Genomic DNA, 17432 nt, shown 5'->3' with positions numbered 1-17432 from the left:
GCTACCGACAACGTCCGTGCTTGACCACTTTGCATCGGTGGTTGTGGAGTGGAACGCTTACGGGTGCTCTAGGAGATAGATCAGTTTCCTACGAGTCACTCGAGAGGAGCGTCGATGGCTACCGTCGTCGAAAACATATTTCGGCGTAAGCCTGCTATACAGATCGACAAGGAGACCGGCGCCGACACCGAAGGCGGTGAGCTGACTCGCAGTATCGGGCTGGTGCAGCTGTCGATGTTCGGAATCGGCGCCACTATCGGTACGGGCATCTTCTTCGTCCTGTCCCAGGCCGTTCCGGTCGCGGGACCAGCAGTGATCATTTCCTTCATCGTTGCCGGTGTTGTCGCCGGACTCACGGCAATCTGTTATGCCGAGTTGGCCGGAGCTGTCCCAGCGTCGGGTTCGTCGTACTCCTACGCCTACACGACGCTCGGAGAGCTACCGGCCATGGCGGTCGGCGCCTGTCTGCTCCTCGAATACGGGGTCTCCGCTGCTGCTGTCTCGGTTGGATGGTCGCAGTATCTCAATCAGTTGCTCGGTAATCTCTTCGGATTTCGGATCCCCGAAGCTCTGTCCCAAGCTCCTGAGCAGGGCGGCATCATCAACCTGCCGGCCGTTATCCTCGTGGGACTGTGTGGAGTCCTGCTCATTCGCGGTGCGAGTGAATCGGCCAAGGCCAACGCGATCATGGTGTCGATCAAACTCGGAATTCTGCTTCTCTTCATCGTCGTCGGTATCGCGGGTTGGAACAGCAACCACTTCGCGGACTTCGCTCCGTTCGGATTCAGCGGCGTCATGTCTGCTGCGGGCATCATCTTCTTCTCGTACATCGGCCTCGACGCCGTGTCGACGGCCGGTGAAGAGGTCAAGAATCCGCGTCGTAATCTGCCGTTGGCAATTCTCATCGCTTTGGTCGCGGTCACCGCGGTGTACGTCGCAGTGGTGGTCGTGGCGATCGGCGCACAGAGTTCCGACGAATTCGAGGGACAGGAAGCCGGACTGGCCGCGATCCTCGAGGATGTCACCGGATCGACCTGGCCGGGAACATTGTTGGCCGCCGGAGCGGTGGTCTCGATCTGCAGTGTCACGCTCGTCGTCATCTATGGTCAGACTCGAATCTTGTTCGCGATGTCCCGCGACGGCATGATTCCGTCCGTCTTCCACAAGGTCAACCCGCGGACGCTCACGCCGGTCCCCAACACCATCATCGTCTGTATCGTCATCAGTATTCTGGCCGGATTCATCCCCATCAGTTTCCTTGCCGAGATGACGAGTATCGGTACGCTGGTGGCGTTCCTCGTCGTCTCGGTGGGCGTCATTCTGTTGCGGCGCAGCGATCCGGATCTGCCTCGTAGCTTCAAGGTTCCCGGCTACCCGGTGACGCCGATTCTGTCGATTTTGGGTTGCCTGTGGATCATCAAGGACCTCCGCACGGTCACGATCTACGTGTTCCTGGTTTGGGTTTCCGTCGCGATCATCTGGTACTTCGCCTACTCCATGAAGCACTCCAAGTTGGGTGAGCAAAAGGGATTCGAGGTCGAGTCATGACTGTCGTCGCCGGTTACGCACCGGATAGCAGCAGTATCGGAACCATCCAACTGGCAACGCTGTTGGCGCGATCATTCGGTGAACCGTTGGTCGTCTGCTCGGTGATTTCGTTGTCGCCGCAGTCGGGAATGACGCGCGTCGACGCCGAAGAAGCACTGACACAGGCACGTGCCACAGTTCCCGCTGACATCGACGCGCGATACGTCGTTCGAGAAGCGCACTCCACCGCCGGGGGTCTACTCGATGTCGTTCACGAGCACGACGCGAAGATGATCATTCTGGACTCGTCGTCCGCCGGCGTTTTCGGTCGCGTCGCACTCGGCAGTGTGACATCTCGATTGCTTCACAGTTCCGACGTCCCGGTTGCGCTGGCGCCGAAAGGTTTTCGGGCCGAAGACGGCGACGTGGTGCGACGAGTCACTGCGGCCTATGCCGGCACTCCCGATCAAGACGATCTGGTACTCGCTGCCGCGACAGTTGCCGCCCGGGTCAATGCCGGACTTCGATTGGCGTCCTTCGCTGTTCGTTCCTCCGCCCAATACCCGACCACACTCGGTACCGAAGGCGATTGGCAGGTGGTCCAGGAATGGGTGGACGTTGTCGAGCGGGAAACGAGCGCAGCATTCGAACGCGTTAGAGCTTTGCCGCAGACGCCCGACACCATGGAAGCCGTAGTGGGTCATGGCCGCAACTGGGACGAGGTGCTGGACGACATCGACTGGGATCGCGGCGACGTATTGACCGTCGGCTCAAGTCAAGCCGGCCCCATCGCCCGGGTGTTCCTCGGATCGCGCGCCGCGAAAATCGTGCGCTACTCGCCGGTTCCGGTGGTTGTAGTTCCGCGGTCTGCGGCGACGCGAATCATCGACCGGGCAGAATCCGAGTAAAAGTCAGGGCCGACAAGTTTTGTCGGCCCTGACGTGTCTCTAGTACGTACGAACGAACAGCGCCGGGTCCGTATCCGGAACCTGCGAAACCTGCTCGCGCGCAACCAGATGGCGCAGATGCGCAGCACCTTCGGACAACGCCATGGTCTTGCCCATCGGAGAAATCTCCGACCACGGCTTGTACCACTTCATGTGAGCCGCAACCTCCCACACTGTCAGCTTCTGATCCGCGAAAGCCTCGAGTAGGTGTTCGAGGCGTTCCTCGTGGTGCTCGATCAGTTCGCCCGCGCGGCCACCGACACTGTCGATCGGAATACCGTGAGCGCCAAGTCCGCGTGTGATGTCCATGGTCTGGACGCGTCGCAGTGAAGCGAAGAAATCGGCCAGTCCGTCACGTTCTTCGAGGGGATACGTGAAGTTTCCGACGTGCGGGGTCGTCTTCTGCAAGACATGGTCGCCGGTGAACATGACATTCGCGTCGTCCAAGTAGAAGCAGACGTGGCCCGGCGTGTGTCCGGGGGTGTAGACGACGCGGAGTCCGCGGCCGGTCAGAGCGATGATCTCGTTGTCCGAGAGAATGCGGTCGGGAGCAGACTCGATGCCGACCGGAGAATCTCCTTCGGCGGCTGAATGCCGGAAAGCTTCGCGATCGGCTTCCGGGGCTCCAGCCTTGGTCATGTTGCCGAGTTGATGTGCCATCCAGTCGTCATCGCGAGTGGTAGCCATCTTGTTGAAGAGGTCGTGATCGTCCTCGTGCATGGCGATCCAAGCGCCCGACGCCTCGCGTACCCGGCCACACAGTCCCGTGTGGTCAGGATGGAAATGCGTCACCACAACGCCCTCGATATCGGTGACCGAATGACCGATCTCCGCCAAGCCGGCGTTGAGGCCTTGCCAGCCGTTGTCATCGCCCCAACCAGCGTCGACGAGGATCAAACCGTTGGGAGATTCCATCGCGTAGACAAGCGTATTGCCCAGCGGGTTATTTGTGATGGGGACTGGAATCTGGAATATGCCATCACCGATGGCAACTGCACCGTTCATCTGTCGTACCTCGTTTACCGATAAGGGAATTTGTTTCTATGTCCTTCATGTTTACCGTGCGCTTGTTTGGTGCGTGACGCAGGTCCTACTTGACGGGAACCCCGCAAGATATGGGCTGGTCGTATAGGTGCCACCAGGAACCGGTCGAATAACAGTCGGAAGGTTCGCTAGGTGTCGAACAGCCTCGGCTGACATCCGCCCGTCTCGGCGACATATTTCCTGTTGTCCGGCGTGGTGACTGGGATCGTGTTCATGACCTCCGATAGCGTGAACGCCGCTGCGTATGCACGAGCATACGGGGGAGAGGACGCCTGCGTGACTGACATTGTGAGCATCGCGCATGGCCCTGAGGCTTTCGATACGCGCCTGCGTCGCGAAGCGATGCAGTTCCTCACTGTGCGGACCAACGATGGACTCGACTCCATCAGCAAGCAAGAGCTGCTTGATTTCACAATCGACGGCGAAATGTTCAGATTGATGGATCCCCAACGCGGCATCCGCAAGCCACGCCAACTATCGTCCGCTCTTTCGATCAGCACAGTTTATCGTCGCGAAGGTGCCGATCGACCATATGAGGACGCAGTCGGAGCCGATGGCTTTCTCCGGTACAAGTGGAGCGGTGTGGACCCGGATCACCAGGACAATCGCGGGCTGCGTGCGGCGATGGAGCAGAAGGTGCCGCTGATCTGGTTCTTCGGTGTCGGGCCGGGACAGTTCCAACCGATCTTTCCCGTATTTCTTGTCGCAGAAGAAGTATCTCTTCACCAGTTCGTGGTTGCAACCGAATTTGCACGTGATCTTCACATGACGGATTCGCCGATTGAATCCCATCTGCGCCGATACTTGATTTCCGAAACGAAGCGACGACTGCACCAGCCTGTCTTCCGTGCGACAGTGATGCGAGCCTACGAAACACGCTGTGCTGTTTGCGCTTTGGGGCACAGCTCGTTGCTTGACGCGGCACATATCGTACCTGATTCGGATGAGGCTGGTGTCGCTTCGGTACGAAATGGTTTAGCAATGTGCAAGATCCATCACGCTGCTTTCGATGTACACATTCTCGGCATTAGTCCCGATCTTGTGGTCGAGATCAGGCAGGATCTTCTCGTCGAGATCGACGGTCCGATGCTTGAATATGGCCTCAAGGAACGGCACGGGCAGAAATTGATGATGATTCCGTCCTCGCGGACAGAGCGGCCGGATCCAGAGTTGCTCGCGTTGAGCTATCAGAAGTTTCAGTCTGCCGGCTGAAGTCGGTCGAGTCTGCTGATAAATCGTGTCGAAAATCTACGTCGAAATTACTGCGCGAATACAGCTTTCGGTGGCCTTGGCGGGTCTTTGTAGTAACGGCGCAAGCGATCCAACGGAGTGCTCGGGTCGAGTTGTTGGTCTTGGTCGTCGGAGCTGATCTGGATGGATGACGGCAGGTTGGTGTTCTCGATGCTGCGGTTACCACAACCAGTCCCTGCGTGATCCAAACGTTCGCAGAGATGCACGCGCGCTGCATAATTCGCAACGCGCATGCATCTCGGTAGTCAAGATCGGTTGCGCTACTTGCTAGTCGGCGTGACTGCCGTAATGCCAATCTCGCCGTCGACTGCGTCGGCGTCATCTCCACATGCACAGTCACAGTCGTCGCCACAGCCGCCGACGTTGCATTCGCCCGCGTAGCTGTCGTCATCCTCATCGCAGTCGAGGGCGCCGCCGAAGGATGCTGCGAAATCGTCGTCAAGTTCGTGGGTGAACTCGTGAACCTCGTCGACCAGGTTGATCAGATGCTGCGGGGCAAATGGGTCCGCGTCGAGGATGGTCGAGACCAGGAGGTGGTCGCCACTGAATGCGAAGCGCAGGCGCGGCCATTCCTGGGCGAGTTCGATCAGCTGCGTTGCAGCATGGGCCGGGTTGCCGAGGCCGGTGACGATCGAGGACCACACATTGATCTGCGGGCCGTCGTCAGCGACGGTCACGTAGACGACGAAGCCATGCACGGGCACCACAATGTCGCCGTCGTCGTCGGTTGCGGGCTCGCTGCCGAACATCTCGGCGAGGGACTTGACGCACAAGCGAATCAACTCGTCACGCTCGTCCGTTGCGATGGCCATAGCGCCGTCGATGTGAAGGGGCTGGTCGGCGGTGGTGTCGTTCTCGCTCATGGATCCTCAGTTCCGTGCCAGTCCCGAGCATGGGCTGGACACTATTTTTATGCGTTGAATGTCAGGTCCACGGTAGTCGGCGCGCACTGAAAACGTGCTAGTGGATCATGTCCGATGTGGATGAGACTTTGAACTCACTCGACGCGCTCTTCGCTCTCGTGCAGCAGGCACTCGACACGCCGCGCACGGTGCGTGCATCGATTGCGAGCGCCGTCACTCGGGCGCTTGATGCCCAGATCGATGCCGCGCTGCGCGCGATCCCCGCGGAATCCCTCAAGGACGCCCTACCTAAGGGCACCCGGATGGGCGGTCTGGCGCAGTCACGGTTCCGGACGGTGGCTGATGTCGCGAACTCGTCGGCGGCGACACTGGGGACGGTGCCCGGCATCGGGCCCCAATCTGCGTCGGCTATCCACACCGAAGCACTCGCACAGCAGAAGCGGGTGCGTTCGGAGACGCGATTCCGGTTGAACCCGGATAGCAAGTCGAAGACAGACACCGAGATTCTGCGACTGTTGCTCACACTGCGGCATGCAGAACCTGCAGTTGAGCAAGTGCGTGGTCCGATCACGTCTCTGAAAGAGCAGGTTGATCCGCTGCGGGTGCCGGCGCAGCGCGCGGGCAGCAGGTTGTCGCGATTCTTCTCGGGCAAAGCCAAGCGAGCAGAAGCACAAGCAGCACTTCAGCAGATCATCGCCATTGCGTCGGCCCCTGGGCTCGAGGATTTACGGGCGCAGCTACTCGCAATCGTTCACCCGCCACCGAGCTATGACGACCAGTGGATCGAATACGAGCGCGATGCGGCGACAATCAACGCACTGCTGAGTCAGTTCGTCGCAGTCGGCACAGTCGAGGAAGCACAGGCGACGCACGGCTTCATTTCCCGCGACCTGGTGAATGCGGCAGACCGCGTCACGCTCGATCGGACACACCTGAGATCGTTTCTGCGCGGATATCAGGCGTTCGGCGCGCAGTACCTACTGTCCCGACGCAAGGCGATTCTCGGCGACGAGATGGGCCTCGGCAAAACAGTTCAAGCCCTCGCTGTCGCGGCGCATTTGGCGACGCAGGACAAGCGTCACGTCTTGGTTGTGTGTCCGGCGAGTGTTGTCAGCAACTGGATGAACGAGACGGCCAAGCACACCACACTGCGGCCGTGGCAGATTCACGGTAGCGAGCGGGACGCCGATCTCGGAGAGTGGGCGCGATGGGGCGGCGTCGCCATAACCACCTTCGATACGCTCAAAGCGCTGACGCTGACCATTACCCCGAACATGTTGATCGTCGACGAAGCGCACTTCATCAAGAACCCCGCTACCCAACGTGCCCGCGCAGTGCGGACTGTGCTCGATTCTTGCGAATGGGCAGTGTTTCTCAGCGGTACACCGATGGAAAATCGAGTCGAGGAATTCAAGAACCTCGTGAGCTACGTTCAGCCGGCTGTCGCAGGGAAAATCCACGTCCGTGACGGTCTCTCCGGTGCGACGGGATTTCGAAAGATCGTTGCTCCGGTATATCTGCGCCGCAACCAGATTGACGTACTGACCGAACTTCCCGAATTGATCGAGGTCGAGGACTGGGTGCTACTCGGAGCGAAGGATGCGTCGGCGTACCGGTCTGCGGTGCACAGCGGCAACTTCATGGCGATGCGTCAAGCGGCTTACGCGCCCGCAGCGCGCTCAGGGTCCGCGAAGCTCGAGCGGATGGTCGAGATCGTGGAGGAAGCTGCGGAGAACGAGGCGAAGGTATTGGTGTTCTCGTGCTTTCGTGGAGTCCTCGACATCATTCGAGACTCGCTGCCGGGTAAGGTGTTCGGACCGATCACCGGCGCAACCGCAACAGCTGAGCGGCAGCGACTGGTGGACGAGTTTACGGCCCACGCGGGGCATGCTGTGTTGCTGTCGCAGATCGAAGCCGGGGGAGTCGGATTGAACATCCAGGCCGCGTCCGTCGTCATTCTGGCTGAGCCGCAATGGAAACCGAGCACGGAAGCGCAGGCCATTGCGCGGGCTCACCGGATGGGGCAGGTGCGGACGGTGCAGGTGCACCGACTACTGGCCAAGGACAGCGTCGACGTCATGATGCGCGCGACGCTCGCGAAGAAGTCAGACCTATTCGACGAGTACGCGAGGCGCAGTCATGCCAAAGAGTCCGACGCAGGATCCGTTGAAACCGGATGGGAGTCGGCCGCGGCGCCAACTGAGCAAGATTTTGTGCGGGCCGAGCAGGCGAGATTGTCAGGGTGAGTCAGAGCCCGACAAAGCCGACATCGTTGCAGCAGAGATGATCTCGAACGTGTCGGAGGGCTGTCCTAGTCTCCATCAATGACGATTCGACGAGTTCGAAAATCATCACACCTGCAGTTGGTGCCGACCTCCAACGAGGAGCGGCCGGCGCCCGGAGAGTCGGGTGGCCGGACGGTTGTCAACTACTTGGTGACGATCGAACTCGACGGTGTCACGCCGCCCATCTGGCGGCGATTCTCAGTGCCGTCGAATATCCAACTCGACGAACTGCATTCGGCTGTGCAGGCACTGATGGGGTGAGGCGACCAACACAAACATCAGTGGGTAGGTATGAAACGCACATCGAGCGTCGGCCCCGACCGGTACCTCATGCGGGATGTGATCGAGTGCGATGGGATAGACAGCGAAGACGAGTTCGGCGAGGACGAAGTGCGTCTCGACGAGGTGCTGTTCGAGGTGGGGGTCCACCTGCGGTACGAGTACAACTTTGAGGCGCGGTGGAGCCACATGCTGGTTCTCGGGGAGATCGTCAAACGAGGTCCTCTTTCTGCACCGTATTGCTTCGGCGGAGCACGGGCGTGCCCTCCCGAGGACTGTGGCGGTCCGATTGGCTATCGAGAGTTCCTGGAAGCGCAGACGAACGACTCAGGTTTCGATTCCGAGCGCTTCGTCTTGGACGAGGTCAACACGGCAGTGGACACCATGGTTGGGGTGCGCTGACCCATCTGTATTGGTTGCTGAATCACGCCAACGGAGACGGCATTAGGTTGACTGCATCCGGATGCTTTCCGCCGGAAGAGGTTGCGTCAGCTCGCGACGAACTCGATTGGGGCAGTGAGTGGATCGATACCACTTCCGGTAGTAGTGCACAGCTCTCGGAGTTATTGGAAGTCGCGAAGATACTCAAGTTGGTCCGAAAGCACAGAGGCACATTGATTCTCATCAGACTCGGTACATCGATGATCGCGTACCAAGGTGAGTTGTGGAGGCATATCGTCGCGGTGCTGCCGTTGGGGAAGGGTGAGCTTGCGCAGGAGGCTGGCCGAATCCTGTTACTCACATTGGCCGCTGGCCTATCGGAGGCCGAGCGGAATGAAGTGATGATCGAGGGATTGGCTGCGCTGGGTTGGCGTACGGTGAGTGGAACCAAACTCAAGGACGATGACTGGACGTCGGTCGCGAGGGGCACCCTGTTGTATCTGCGAATGATGGGCGCTATCGCCGCGAACCCGCTCGATCGAGACGTTCCGTGTGATCCGGAATGGGGCCGCGGGTTCGCGCGAATAGTCCTGTCGATGTAGCTGAAAAATTCGAGGTCAAACGGATCGGATCGTGGACTGATTCATTCGATATGGATTTGTTATATGCGCTGGAAGAAAGCACTTTTTGGGCAGTGAAATGCTCGAATTTCGAGGGATTGGCAAATTTGGATTTTGTGTCGTAAAACTAGGGTCATGCTATGGTCAATTTCCAGTTGCTGAATTTGGATGGTCGAGCCAAAAGCTTGAATCCGCCCCAATGTTCGACGCATTGACCTTATGCGTCGGCTCGGCTCTCTGGCATTCGCTCAATGGAGGTATAGGTTTTCGTTCGACGATTGTGTGTTGTTAGTCAATTGAATATGTGACCGGTTTTGGTATGACGGTTACTCCTCGGACGTGCAGCAACAGAGCGTAAGGATTCGAAACTGGGATCTTTACGCATTGTTCTGTCGATTATTAACGAAGGATGTGACGTGACAGGATCCGATATGGTCCAGTTCAGTACGTTGGTAATTGTTTCACTACTGGTGGCTTTTTACGGTGGAACTTTTCTCATTTCTCTTCGTATCAGTAAGAAGCAGGAAAATGCCGACGAGTTTATGACCGCCGGCAATAAATTGGGATTCGGTGTTTCGGCTGCCAGTATGACGGCCACGTGGATTTGGGCGTCGTCGATGTATGCATCCGCCACCTCCGGATATACCTACGGAATCTCAGGTCCGATTCATTACGGACTGTGGGGCGCGTTGATGATTCTTTTCATCTATCCGTTCGGGCAGCGAATTCGTAAAGTAGCGCCGAAGGCCCACACCTTGGCCGAAGTTATGTATGCGCGCCACGGCCGCTCCAGCCAGCTCATGCTTGCGGGATCCAATATCGTCGGCAGTGTCATCAGTTTGATGTCGAACTTCCTCGCTGGTGGTCTGCTGATTTCGTTGCTGTCCCCGTTCAACTTCATCCAGGGCGTCTTCATCGTTGCGCTGGGTGTTCTGCTGTACACACTGTGGTCGGGATTCCGTGCTTCGGTACTGACCGACTTTGTGCAATTGATCGGAATGCTCGGCGCGGTAGTCGTTTTGGTGCCGTTCATCTTCTTCGCGGCAGGATTCCCTACAGCCTTCGAGAGCGGCGCCGGCAACCTCACTGCTGAGCAGGGCAACTTCTTCTCGAGTGTCGCCTTCTTCGAGCAAGGCGCGCCGTACATCGCTGCTGTACTTGCGTACGCAATCGGAAACCAGACCATCGCGCAGCGATTGTTCGCGGTCCGCGAAGACCTGATCAAGCCCACCTTCATCACCGCCACAGTGGGCTACGGCGCAACGGTAATCGGCGTCGGCATGCTCGGTGTTCTCGCGTTGTACCTCGGCGTCGAGCCGATGGGCGGCGACGTCAACAACTTGATTCCGCAGATGGCGGCGTCGTACTTGCCGGGAATCTTGCTGGCTGTTTTCTTTGTCATGATCATCGGAGCACTGTCCTCAACGGCGGACTCGGATCTGGCGGCACTCTCGTCGATCATGATGACCGATGTATACGGCCAGACCGTCGCCGGTAAGGCCAATCCGCGACGGATGCTGCTCATCGGTCGAGTGACAATGATCGTCGCGACGGCTGTCGCGATTGCATTGGCAAGTCTGCAATTGAGCATTCTGGATCTACTGGTATTTGTCGGAGCTCTCTGGGGTGCGCTCGTATTCCCCGTCATCGCGAGTTTCTACTGGGGCAAGGTGACCAACAAGGCCTTCACCGTGTCGGTCCTCGTAGCGCTCGCGGCGTTCTTGCCGGTGCGTTTCAGTTGGGTGCCGATGGACGGTGTGATTGGAATCCTCTTCGACATCGTCTCCGTGATCGGTATCGGAGTGGTGCTGGGGCTCATGGCCTTCGGATTCTTCGGGCTGAAGGTTGCGCAGATCGTCGGCGGGCTGGCGATCCTGATCTCGGCGCCGTTCGCGATCGGCTTCCTCCACGATTACCCCACGCTCAGTGGATCTTTGGTCGCCTATGCCGTCAGTACCGTCGTGTGTTTCGCGATGTCGGTGAACCAGAGCGAGACATTCGATTTCGAGTTGATCAAGCAGCGGACAGGTGACTTCGACGAGGAGGATCCCGAGACGGATCCGCGTGACGATGTTTCCGAGCTGGGTGTGTCCGGCAGATAGCTGTCGCCTCAAAACTGAAGGAGTACGAATGAGTACAGCTCTACTGACCATCTACGTCCTGATCTGGCCTGTGTTGGTCGCTGTTGTCCTGGCGGTCATCAGTCGGGGATTCATCAAGGACTGGATGGAAGCTCGCCGCAACGGCGAAGATCTGGTGTAAGCGCTGACCGCCATCACCGAGGCTTTTTGCTGTCGGTGGTGGCGGTCACCTTGCGTTGGGCGTAGGGACTGGCGTTATAGTTGCTCAGTGCAACACACAGGGGCAAAATCGCTCACCGGCCCACCAGCCGTCCATGACGAGCTGGTGCACCTGACGCGTCAGCTGATGACAGGCGATCGCCAATCCGATGATCAGCCGTCCATCGCGCAACATTCCTTCCTCTCGTTTATCGGCCGCAACGACGGCTGCCGAGCTACCGAGATTTCCGACGTCTTCGGCGTCAACCGCTCCACCATCTCGCGGCAAGTACGCGGATGTATCGACGCAGGCTGGGTGTTTGCCGACCCCGGACCTGTTCGCCAGGGCAACCCACTGCACCTCACGGACGCAGGCCGCACCTATCTTGATGCCGCCGACGCGCGTCGACTCGACCAAGTCACCAGCAGGCTGCAGGATTGGTCGGAGTCCGAGATCGCAGAATTTGCCCGCGCCCTTCACCGTTTCAGAATCAGTACCGAATCGCAGACCAACGGAGATGAAAACCTGTGAGTGACTACAGCGCTAAAGCCCAGTTCGTCATCTCCGATAACGAGTCCGTGGTGCACACGGTTTTCACACACGCCGAGCGAACCCCGAACCTCACGGTGTTCTCGCGGCCCAACGGCGACACGTGGATCGACGTTTCGGCTGAGGAGTTTGCCGAGCAGGTCACGGGCGTCGCGAATGGCCTGATCGCTGCCGGAGTCCAGTCCGGTGACCGCGTCGCATTGCTGTCGGCGACGCGGTACGAGTGGACACTCTTCGACTTCGCCATTTGGGCGGTCGGCGCTGCGACAGTCCCGATTTACGATTCGTCCTCGCAGGGGCAGGTCAGCTGGATCCTCGAAGACTCCGAAGCTGTCATGGCTGTCGTCGAGACCGGGACTCACGAAAAACTGTTTCAGGATGCGCCGAGCACCCTCAAGGCTGTCATGCAGATCGACGCCGGCGCAGTCGAGACGCTGACTAGAGGCGGCGTCGACGTCGACGGTACAGAACTGAAGAAGCGACTCGACGGAATCAAGGCTGACGATCTGGCATCGCTCGTCTATACCTCCGGGACGACGGGACGCCCGAAGGGGTGCGTCCTCACTCACCGCAACTTCTTGTCCGAGGTGCGCGGCATTCTCACCGCCTCGATCGGCAAGGTTGCCGTTCCCGGCAACCGAGTCCTCACCTTCCTGCCCCTTGCGCACGTTCTTGCGCGCGCCGTGTCGTTGGCCACTTTCGAAGCCGGCGCTTCGCAGGCCCACTGGTCCGATTTTGGTACCATCACGACGCAATTCGAGCGATACAAGCCCAACACGATTCTCGGCGTTCCCCGTGTCTTCGAGAAGGTTCGCGACGGCGCGGCCCGCAAAGCGGAGTCGGGCGGCAAGGTGCCCGGCGCGATCTTTGCCTTCGCAGAAGCAACTGCCAAGGAATATAGCCAAGCACTCGACAAGGGTGGTCCTTCGCTGATTCTGAAGGCAAAGCACGCTCTCGCGGACAAGCTTGTGTACTCGAAGCTCCGCGCAGCTCTCGGCGGCGAATGTTGGTTCGCCATCTCGGGCGGCGGCGCACTCACATCGGAACTCGGCCACTTCTTCCGCGGTCTCGGAGTCCCGATCTACGAAGGCTACGGTCTCACCGAAACCACGGCAGCCCACTGCGTCAACATCCCCGGTGCTCAGAAGATCGGAACCGTCGGACGGTCCATGGGCGGCAACGGAGTTCGTATCGCCGAGGACGGTGAGATCGAGCTCAACGGGGGAGTGGTATTCAAGGGCTACTGGAAGAACGAGAAGGCAACCGCAGATACCTTTGACAACGGTTGGTTGCGAACCGGAGATCTCGGTGAACTCGACAGTGACGGTTACCTTTCCATCACCGGTCGCAAGAAGGATCTGCTGGTGACGGCCGGTGGCAAAAACGTCTCACCCGGCCCGATGGAAGATCGCATCCGCTCACATTCCATCGTCTCGCAGGCCGTGGTCGTCGGTGACGGAAAGACATACATCACGGCGCTGTTGACGGTTGATCCTGAGGTGTTCGAGAAGTGGAAGGCCGAGAACGGCAAGCCTGTCGACGCCACCGTTGCTGAACTGCGTGACGACAAAGATCTTCGCGCCGAACTGCAGAAGGCCATCGATGATGCCAATTCGGCTGTCTCGCATGCCGAGTCGATCAAGAAGTTTGTCATCCTCGATCGCGATCTCACCGAAGAAGACGGCGAAATGACAGCAACGCTCAAGATCAAGCGCAACGTCGTCGTCGACCGCTTCTCCAAAGAGATCGAAGGAATGTACGCCAAGAGCTAGGAACGCTTGGGGAACTGCTCCCGGTAGGCCATCACGTCATCGAGTCGGAACCGACGGTGGGTTCCGCGCAGCTCGATCGGGAGTTTCCCCGCGTCGGCGAGCTTGCGGACGTATGTGTCTGAGACGCCGAGGATTTCGGCAGCTTGCGATGTAGTGAGTAGTTCGGCGACGGGGCCGAGCGCGACGCTGTCACCCTTAGCGAGGTAGGTCAGAAGCTGAACAACTGCATCGCCGACGGATGGCGGAACGTCAATTGTGACGCCATCTATGGTCAGAGTTGTTGCGTTGCTCGATGTTTGAGCGATAGCCGCCAGGCCGGCCTTGATCTTGTCTGCGGCTGTGCTGCCGACGGCTGAAACGATGTGGTCAATGCTCATGTCGGGTTCCGATCGAAGTGGTGGTCACGTCAGAGTTGTCATGCGGTGGCGAAGGAGGTCGGTCAAGAGTTCTGTTGTCCTGCGATCGAATCCGATTTCGGTACAACGCTCAGGCCAGCCTTGCGCAGCGTTGACAAGGGCGTCGAGCATTCGGGTGACCGCGCGTTCGCGAAGTCCGAGCTTGTGCCCGGCATCGATGAAGTTGCTGCGTGTCAAACGATTTGCGCGTCCGTACAGATTCATTGCCATGGGGTCGTTCCAGCCTGTGTACGGCTGAGTGCTGAGTAGGTCGTATGCCGGACTCGGTTGCCAGATTTCATCTGGTGCGTAGATCGACAGATTCTTTCCATGTAGATCACCGTTTCCGATTAGCCATGAAAAAGCCACTGTACGAAGTAGTTCCAGTGTTGCAGCAGCTTTGGAACCGCCGCCGTCCGTGCAAGCGTCGGTCAAAGTAGTGATTGCAGTTTCAGTCTTCAGCCGGTATTTCGAGGCCGGATACAGACCGGAAACTTGGCAGGCGTCTTCCTGTGCGATGCGGCGACCGTTGACTCGGTCAAATCGCTCGACCAAGAGGGCGCTTCGACCAACGGCATCGTGCAGAAGTCGAGTGCGTGGTACGCGAAGCCCACATGCCGCTGCCATCTCCATGAAGAAGTGTTCGTTCTCCGACAGGGACGGGAACCCTGTGGGTGGAGTGAGTTTGAGGATCGCGGGACCGGAGGCAGTGCTCGTCGGTACCGACCACATGTTGGCACTCACCTTGGGTTGGACGCCGGCAAGTGCAACTGGGTCCTCGTCGACGGAACCAGCAAGGCGGCCAAAGATGTTGCGGAAGTCGGTGTCTCGTTCAGGGGAGAACATCGGTAGTCGTTCCGGCGGGGTAGTGCCGGTGGGCACGACCCGCACGTTGCCGATCATGTCGGCGCCGACGGCGAGTAACAGTGTCAGATGGTCGTCGACAGATGTCTTGGTCGATGACACCACTGCGCCGAGTCGAACGCCCTCGGGTAGTAGGCCGGCAAAGAACGGAGGAACTGCACCCGCGGTCGTGACCACGGGATAGTGTCCGTCGATGAGCAATGACCATGAGACGGAGTGGGAGCGGATCGAGGAGTTTGTGGGCGTTGCTGCGTTGTAGTCGAACTGGATGGAGTCGTCAGTGTTTCGCGTTAGTGTCGCAACGGGCGTGTCGTTGATATAAACGTCTGCGTTCTCGACTTCGCGTAGTGAGTCAGCGGGAGGTCGTTTCATCGATGCGACTCGGTTTCTGCGATTGTCATCGGTTGTAGGCGCAGGCCAAGTACGTCGGCGATCTCGACGACCGACGCCAATTTTACGGAACCGGTACCGTATTCGAGAGCCTGAACGCTGGATCGAGAGACGCCGGCCAAATCAGCAAGTGTTTGCTGAGTGAGGCGTAGCTGGACTCGGCGTTCGGCAAACTTCTCACCTATGCGTGCAATTTCAGGCATAGGGCTACTTCGATTTGGTGCGCTCCTGCGTGGGTGGCCCATCCTGGCTCCTATGCTTTATTTTGCAAGCATAGATCGATTAGAGCGCCGAGGGCAAGGATATCCATCTCCTATGCTTGCTATTCCATGCATTCGGTGGCAAGAGACCGTCGGGTGACGACACAGGTCCCGTCGACAGCTCTGGCGCTCGGAGCTTTCTGGCCAGCGTGATTGGAACTCAATTCGCCTGGAGTGGTGCATTTTCAGGCTTCATCGGAACGTAGCTCACCAATTTGGCTGTGACTCGAAGTAGCATCCTGATTGTGGCTAGACGATCGGTAACTGTGAGATTTAACGAAGAGGAACTGAGGGCGCTCGAGACCCTCCAGGAGCTCACCGGCGCGGACATATCCAGCGTCGTACGTGAAGCTGTGATCGAGCATGCCCGACGATGTGCTGCGCAGGCCAAGCCTCGCGATATCGCAGCCAGGCGGAAGTCCTTGACCTTGCAAGACGCGTTCGCGAAGTACTCCGCGCTGTGTGTCAGCGAGGAGCGGGAAGCGTCGTAAAGGCGGAAGCGGTGAGTAACAGGGGAGCTCACCGCTTCCGTGCCTTCATTTGGCTATGAACGAACCAGGATCTTGACGGCTGTGTCGTTGTGTTCGATCAGCGTTGTGAAACCTTCCGAGATCAAATCTTCGAGCTGAATTCGGCCGGTGATAAACGGTGCCAGATCGACAACCCCGTCTTGAACCATCTTGATGACAGCCTCGTGGTCGCGGACATAGGCGATGGTTCCGCGTAGATCGATCTCTTTGAGTACGAGCTTCTGCATGTCGATGGTTGCGGGCTTACCCCAAATTGATACGTTGACAACAACTCCCGCGGGTCTGACGGTATCGAGCATCGTATCGAGGACTGCGTTGACCCCCGCGCATTCGAATCCGATATCGGCGCCGATGCCATCGCTGATTTCGAGTACGCGTGCTTTGACGTCTTCAGTGCTCGGGTCAATAACGTAGTCCGCCACACCGCTGGACAGCGCCTTGTCTTTGCGCGCATCGCTGAGTTCCGTGACGATCGTAGTTACACCGAGTCCCTTGAGAACTGCCGCAACGAGGAGTCCGATCGGTCCGGCGCCACCGACTATCGCGGTGTCGCCACTTTTCGCACCACTCCGAACGACGGCATGGTGGGCAACGCTCAACGGTTCAATCAATGCGGCTTCGTCGAGAGGGATGTTGCCAATCTTGTGGATCCAACGCCGGTCGACGACAACCTTCTCGCTGAGTCCGCCACCCCCGCCGGCCAAACCGATGAAACCCATCTGTGTGCACAGGTGGTAGTTCCCTGCTTTGCAGGGAGCGCACTCATTACACACGAAATACGGTTCGACGACGACGTTCTCACCGACTTCGACATCTGTGACACCTTCACCGATTTCTTCGACGGTGCCCGAGAATTCGTGTCCCATCGTGACTGGCGCATTCTCATGAGAGAGGGGATGAGGGTGCCCGGGCGCTGAAATGAAGATCGGACCCTCTAGATACTCATGGAGGTCGGTGCCGCAGATCCCGCACCACGCAACCTTCAGTTTGACAGTCCCAGGCCGAACTTCGGGCTCGGGAATGTCTTCGATTCGGATGTCTTTCTGCCCGTGGAACCGTGCTGCCTTCATTAATCCGCACCTCACTTCATTGTGAATCCGCTGGTAGATCAACGCTAGGGCAGTTGTGGCTCGGCGTGAAGGGTTGCAATGGATTGCAATGAGAGGGAACCAGGCGCGTCTGTTCAACGTCCAAG

At 58.6% G+C, this 17432-nt stretch carries 16 protein-coding genes and 1 pseudogene; 11 read left to right on the top strand and 6 right to left on the bottom strand.

Annotated elements, in window-relative coordinates:
* Positions 1-114: 114 nt before the first annotated feature.
* Together QM600_RS13960 and QM600_RS13955 are read left to right on the top strand one after the other, a co-directional pair.
* Positions 115-1548, top strand: coding sequence for an amino acid permease (locus QM600_RS13960; RefSeq protein ID WP_283262064.1), 1434 nt, complete (start codon positions 115-117; stop codon positions 1546-1548).
* The gene (locus QM600_RS13955) at positions 1545-2435 is read left to right on the top strand and encodes a universal stress protein (RefSeq protein WP_283262063.1); all 891 of its coding nucleotides are present in this window, start codon (positions 1545-1547) and stop codon (positions 2433-2435) included. The genes QM600_RS13960 and QM600_RS13955 overlap by 4 nt, the downstream gene beginning before the upstream one ends.
* Before the next feature lie 39 nt (positions 2436-2474).
* On the opposite strand, the gene QM600_RS13950 is transcribed toward QM600_RS13955, so the two are convergent.
* Positions 2475-3479: an MBL fold metallo-hydrolase gene (locus QM600_RS13950; protein WP_283262062.1), complete on the bottom strand. Its 1005-nt coding sequence runs from the start codon at positions 3477-3479 to the stop codon at positions 2475-2477.
* Between the two features lie 252 nt (positions 3480-3731).
* Here QM600_RS13950 and QM600_RS13945 point away from each other — a divergent pair, with 252 nt between their 5' ends.
* Complete coding sequence (locus tag QM600_RS13945; RefSeq protein WP_283262102.1) at positions 3732-4730, top strand: HNH endonuclease; 999 nt, start codon at positions 3732-3734, stop codon at positions 4728-4730.
* A 299-nt stretch (positions 4731-5029) separates the two neighbouring features.
* Here the strand turns inward: QM600_RS13945 and QM600_RS13940 are convergent, their stop codons facing one another.
* Positions 5030-5632, bottom strand: a complete 603-nt coding sequence (locus QM600_RS13940) for a T3SS (YopN, CesT) and YbjN peptide-binding chaperone 1 (protein ID WP_283262061.1) — start codon at positions 5630-5632, stop codon at positions 5030-5032.
* A gap of 107 nt (positions 5633-5739) precedes the next feature.
* On the opposite strand from QM600_RS13940, the gene QM600_RS13935 reads away from it, so the two are divergent.
* The 7 genes and pseudogenes from QM600_RS13935 to QM600_RS13905 all read left to right on the top strand — a co-directional run bounded on the left by QM600_RS13935 (position 5740) and on the right by QM600_RS13905 (position 13798).
* Positions 5740-7878, top strand: coding sequence for a DEAD/DEAH box helicase (locus QM600_RS13935; RefSeq protein WP_283262060.1), 2139 nt, complete (start codon positions 5740-5742; stop codon positions 7876-7878).
* 78 nt (positions 7879-7956) lie between these two features.
* Positions 7957-8598, top strand: a pseudogene (locus tag QM600_RS13930) (plasmid pRiA4b ORF-3 family protein).
* 47 nt (positions 8599-8645) lie between these two features.
* A complete protein-coding gene (locus QM600_RS13925; protein WP_283262059.1) occupies positions 8646-9179 on the top strand; it encodes a hypothetical protein in 534 nt (177 codons plus the stop codon).
* Positions 9180-9628: 449 nt separating this feature from the next.
* The gene (locus tag QM600_RS13920) at positions 9629-11299 is read left to right on the top strand and encodes a sodium:solute symporter family protein (RefSeq protein ID WP_502942976.1); all 1671 of its coding nucleotides are present in this window, start codon (positions 9629-9631) and stop codon (positions 11297-11299) included.
* A gap of 28 nt (positions 11300-11327) precedes the next feature.
* Positions 11328-11459, top strand: a complete 132-nt coding sequence (locus tag QM600_RS13915; protein ID WP_283262055.1) for a putative transporter small subunit — start codon at positions 11328-11330, stop codon at positions 11457-11459.
* 87 nt (positions 11460-11546) lie between these two features.
* Positions 11547-12008 carry a MarR family winged helix-turn-helix transcriptional regulator gene (locus QM600_RS13910; RefSeq protein ID WP_283262053.1) on the top strand — a complete coding sequence of 154 codons (462 nt, stop codon included), beginning with the start codon at positions 11547-11549 and terminating at the stop codon, positions 12006-12008.
* Entirely contained in the window at positions 12005-13798 is a 1794-nt protein-coding gene (locus QM600_RS13905) for an AMP-dependent synthetase/ligase (RefSeq protein WP_283262052.1), read from the top strand. Before QM600_RS13910 ends, QM600_RS13905 begins: the two co-directional genes overlap by 4 nt.
* On the opposite strand, the gene QM600_RS13900 is transcribed toward QM600_RS13905, so the two are convergent.
* The 3 genes from QM600_RS13900 to QM600_RS13890 are packed head-to-tail and all read right to left on the bottom strand — an operon-like array spanning position 13795 to position 15650.
* Positions 13795-14175: a helix-turn-helix domain-containing protein gene (locus QM600_RS13900; RefSeq protein WP_283262051.1), complete on the bottom strand. Its 381-nt coding sequence runs from the start codon at positions 14173-14175 to the stop codon at positions 13795-13797. The two genes, QM600_RS13905 and QM600_RS13900, sit on opposite strands and share 4 nt — an antisense overlap.
* 24 nt (positions 14176-14199) lie before the next feature.
* Positions 14200-15429, bottom strand: coding sequence for a type II toxin-antitoxin system HipA family toxin (locus QM600_RS13895; protein WP_283262049.1), 1230 nt, complete (start codon positions 15427-15429; stop codon positions 14200-14202).
* On the bottom strand, positions 15426-15650 hold the full coding sequence (locus QM600_RS13890; protein WP_283262047.1) for a helix-turn-helix domain-containing protein: 225 nt from the start codon (positions 15648-15650) through the stop codon (positions 15426-15428). Before QM600_RS13890 ends, QM600_RS13895 begins: the two co-directional genes overlap by 4 nt.
* A gap of 323 nt (positions 15651-15973) precedes the next feature.
* Here QM600_RS13890 and QM600_RS13885 point away from each other — a divergent pair, with 323 nt between their 5' ends.
* Positions 15974-16198: a hypothetical protein gene (locus QM600_RS13885; RefSeq protein ID WP_283262046.1), complete on the top strand. Its 225-nt coding sequence runs from the start codon at positions 15974-15976 to the stop codon at positions 16196-16198.
* Between the two features lie 53 nt (positions 16199-16251).
* On the opposite strand, the gene QM600_RS13880 is transcribed toward QM600_RS13885, so the two are convergent.
* Entirely contained in the window at positions 16252-17307 is a 1056-nt protein-coding gene (locus tag QM600_RS13880) for a 2,3-butanediol dehydrogenase (protein ID WP_283262045.1), read from the bottom strand.
* Positions 17308-17432 lie beyond the last annotated feature (125 nt).

The sequence above is a fragment of the Rhodococcus sp. IEGM 1379 genome, assembly GCF_030056815.1.
GTDB lineage: Bacteria > Actinomycetota > Actinomycetes > Mycobacteriales > Mycobacteriaceae > Rhodococcus_F.
Note: the sequence above shows the minus strand (reverse complement) of the source record. Positions and strands in the feature narration are given on the sequence as shown.

Excerpts from the sequence above, each read along its gene's own strand:
- QM600_RS13960 (WP_283262064.1), top strand. The coding sequence starts at position 115 with ATGGCTACCGTCGTCGAAAACATATTTCGGCGTAAGCCTGCTATACAG.
- QM600_RS13955 (WP_283262063.1), top strand. The coding sequence starts at position 1,545 with ATGACTGTCGTCGCCGGTTACGCACCGGATAGCAGCAGTATCGGAACC.
- QM600_RS13950 (WP_283262062.1), bottom strand. The coding sequence starts at position 3,479 with ATGAACGGTGCAGTTGCCATCGGTGATGGCATATTCCAGATTCCAGTC.
- QM600_RS13945 (WP_283262102.1), top strand. The coding sequence starts at position 3,732 with ATGACCTCCGATAGCGTGAACGCCGCTGCGTATGCACGAGCATACGGG.
- QM600_RS13940 (WP_283262061.1), bottom strand. The coding sequence starts at position 5,632 with ATGAGCGAGAACGACACCACCGCCGACCAGCCCCTTCACATCGACGGC.
- QM600_RS13935 (WP_283262060.1), top strand. The coding sequence starts at position 5,740 with ATGTCCGATGTGGATGAGACTTTGAACTCACTCGACGCGCTCTTCGCT.
- QM600_RS13920 (WP_502942976.1), top strand. The coding sequence starts at position 9,629 with ATGGTCCAGTTCAGTACGTTGGTAATTGTTTCACTACTGGTGGCTTTT.
- QM600_RS13915 (WP_283262055.1), top strand. The coding sequence starts at position 11,328 with ATGAGTACAGCTCTACTGACCATCTACGTCCTGATCTGGCCTGTGTTG.
- QM600_RS13900 (WP_283262051.1), bottom strand. The coding sequence starts at position 14,175 with ATGAGCATTGACCACATCGTTTCAGCCGTCGGCAGCACAGCCGCAGAC.
- QM600_RS13895 (WP_283262049.1), bottom strand. The coding sequence starts at position 15,429 with ATGAAACGACCTCCCGCTGACTCACTACGCGAAGTCGAGAACGCAGAC.
- QM600_RS13890 (WP_283262047.1), bottom strand. The coding sequence starts at position 15,650 with ATGCCTGAAATTGCACGCATAGGTGAGAAGTTTGCCGAACGCCGAGTC.
- QM600_RS13880 (WP_283262045.1), bottom strand. The coding sequence starts at position 17,307 with ATGAAGGCAGCACGGTTCCACGGGCAGAAAGACATCCGAATCGAAGAC.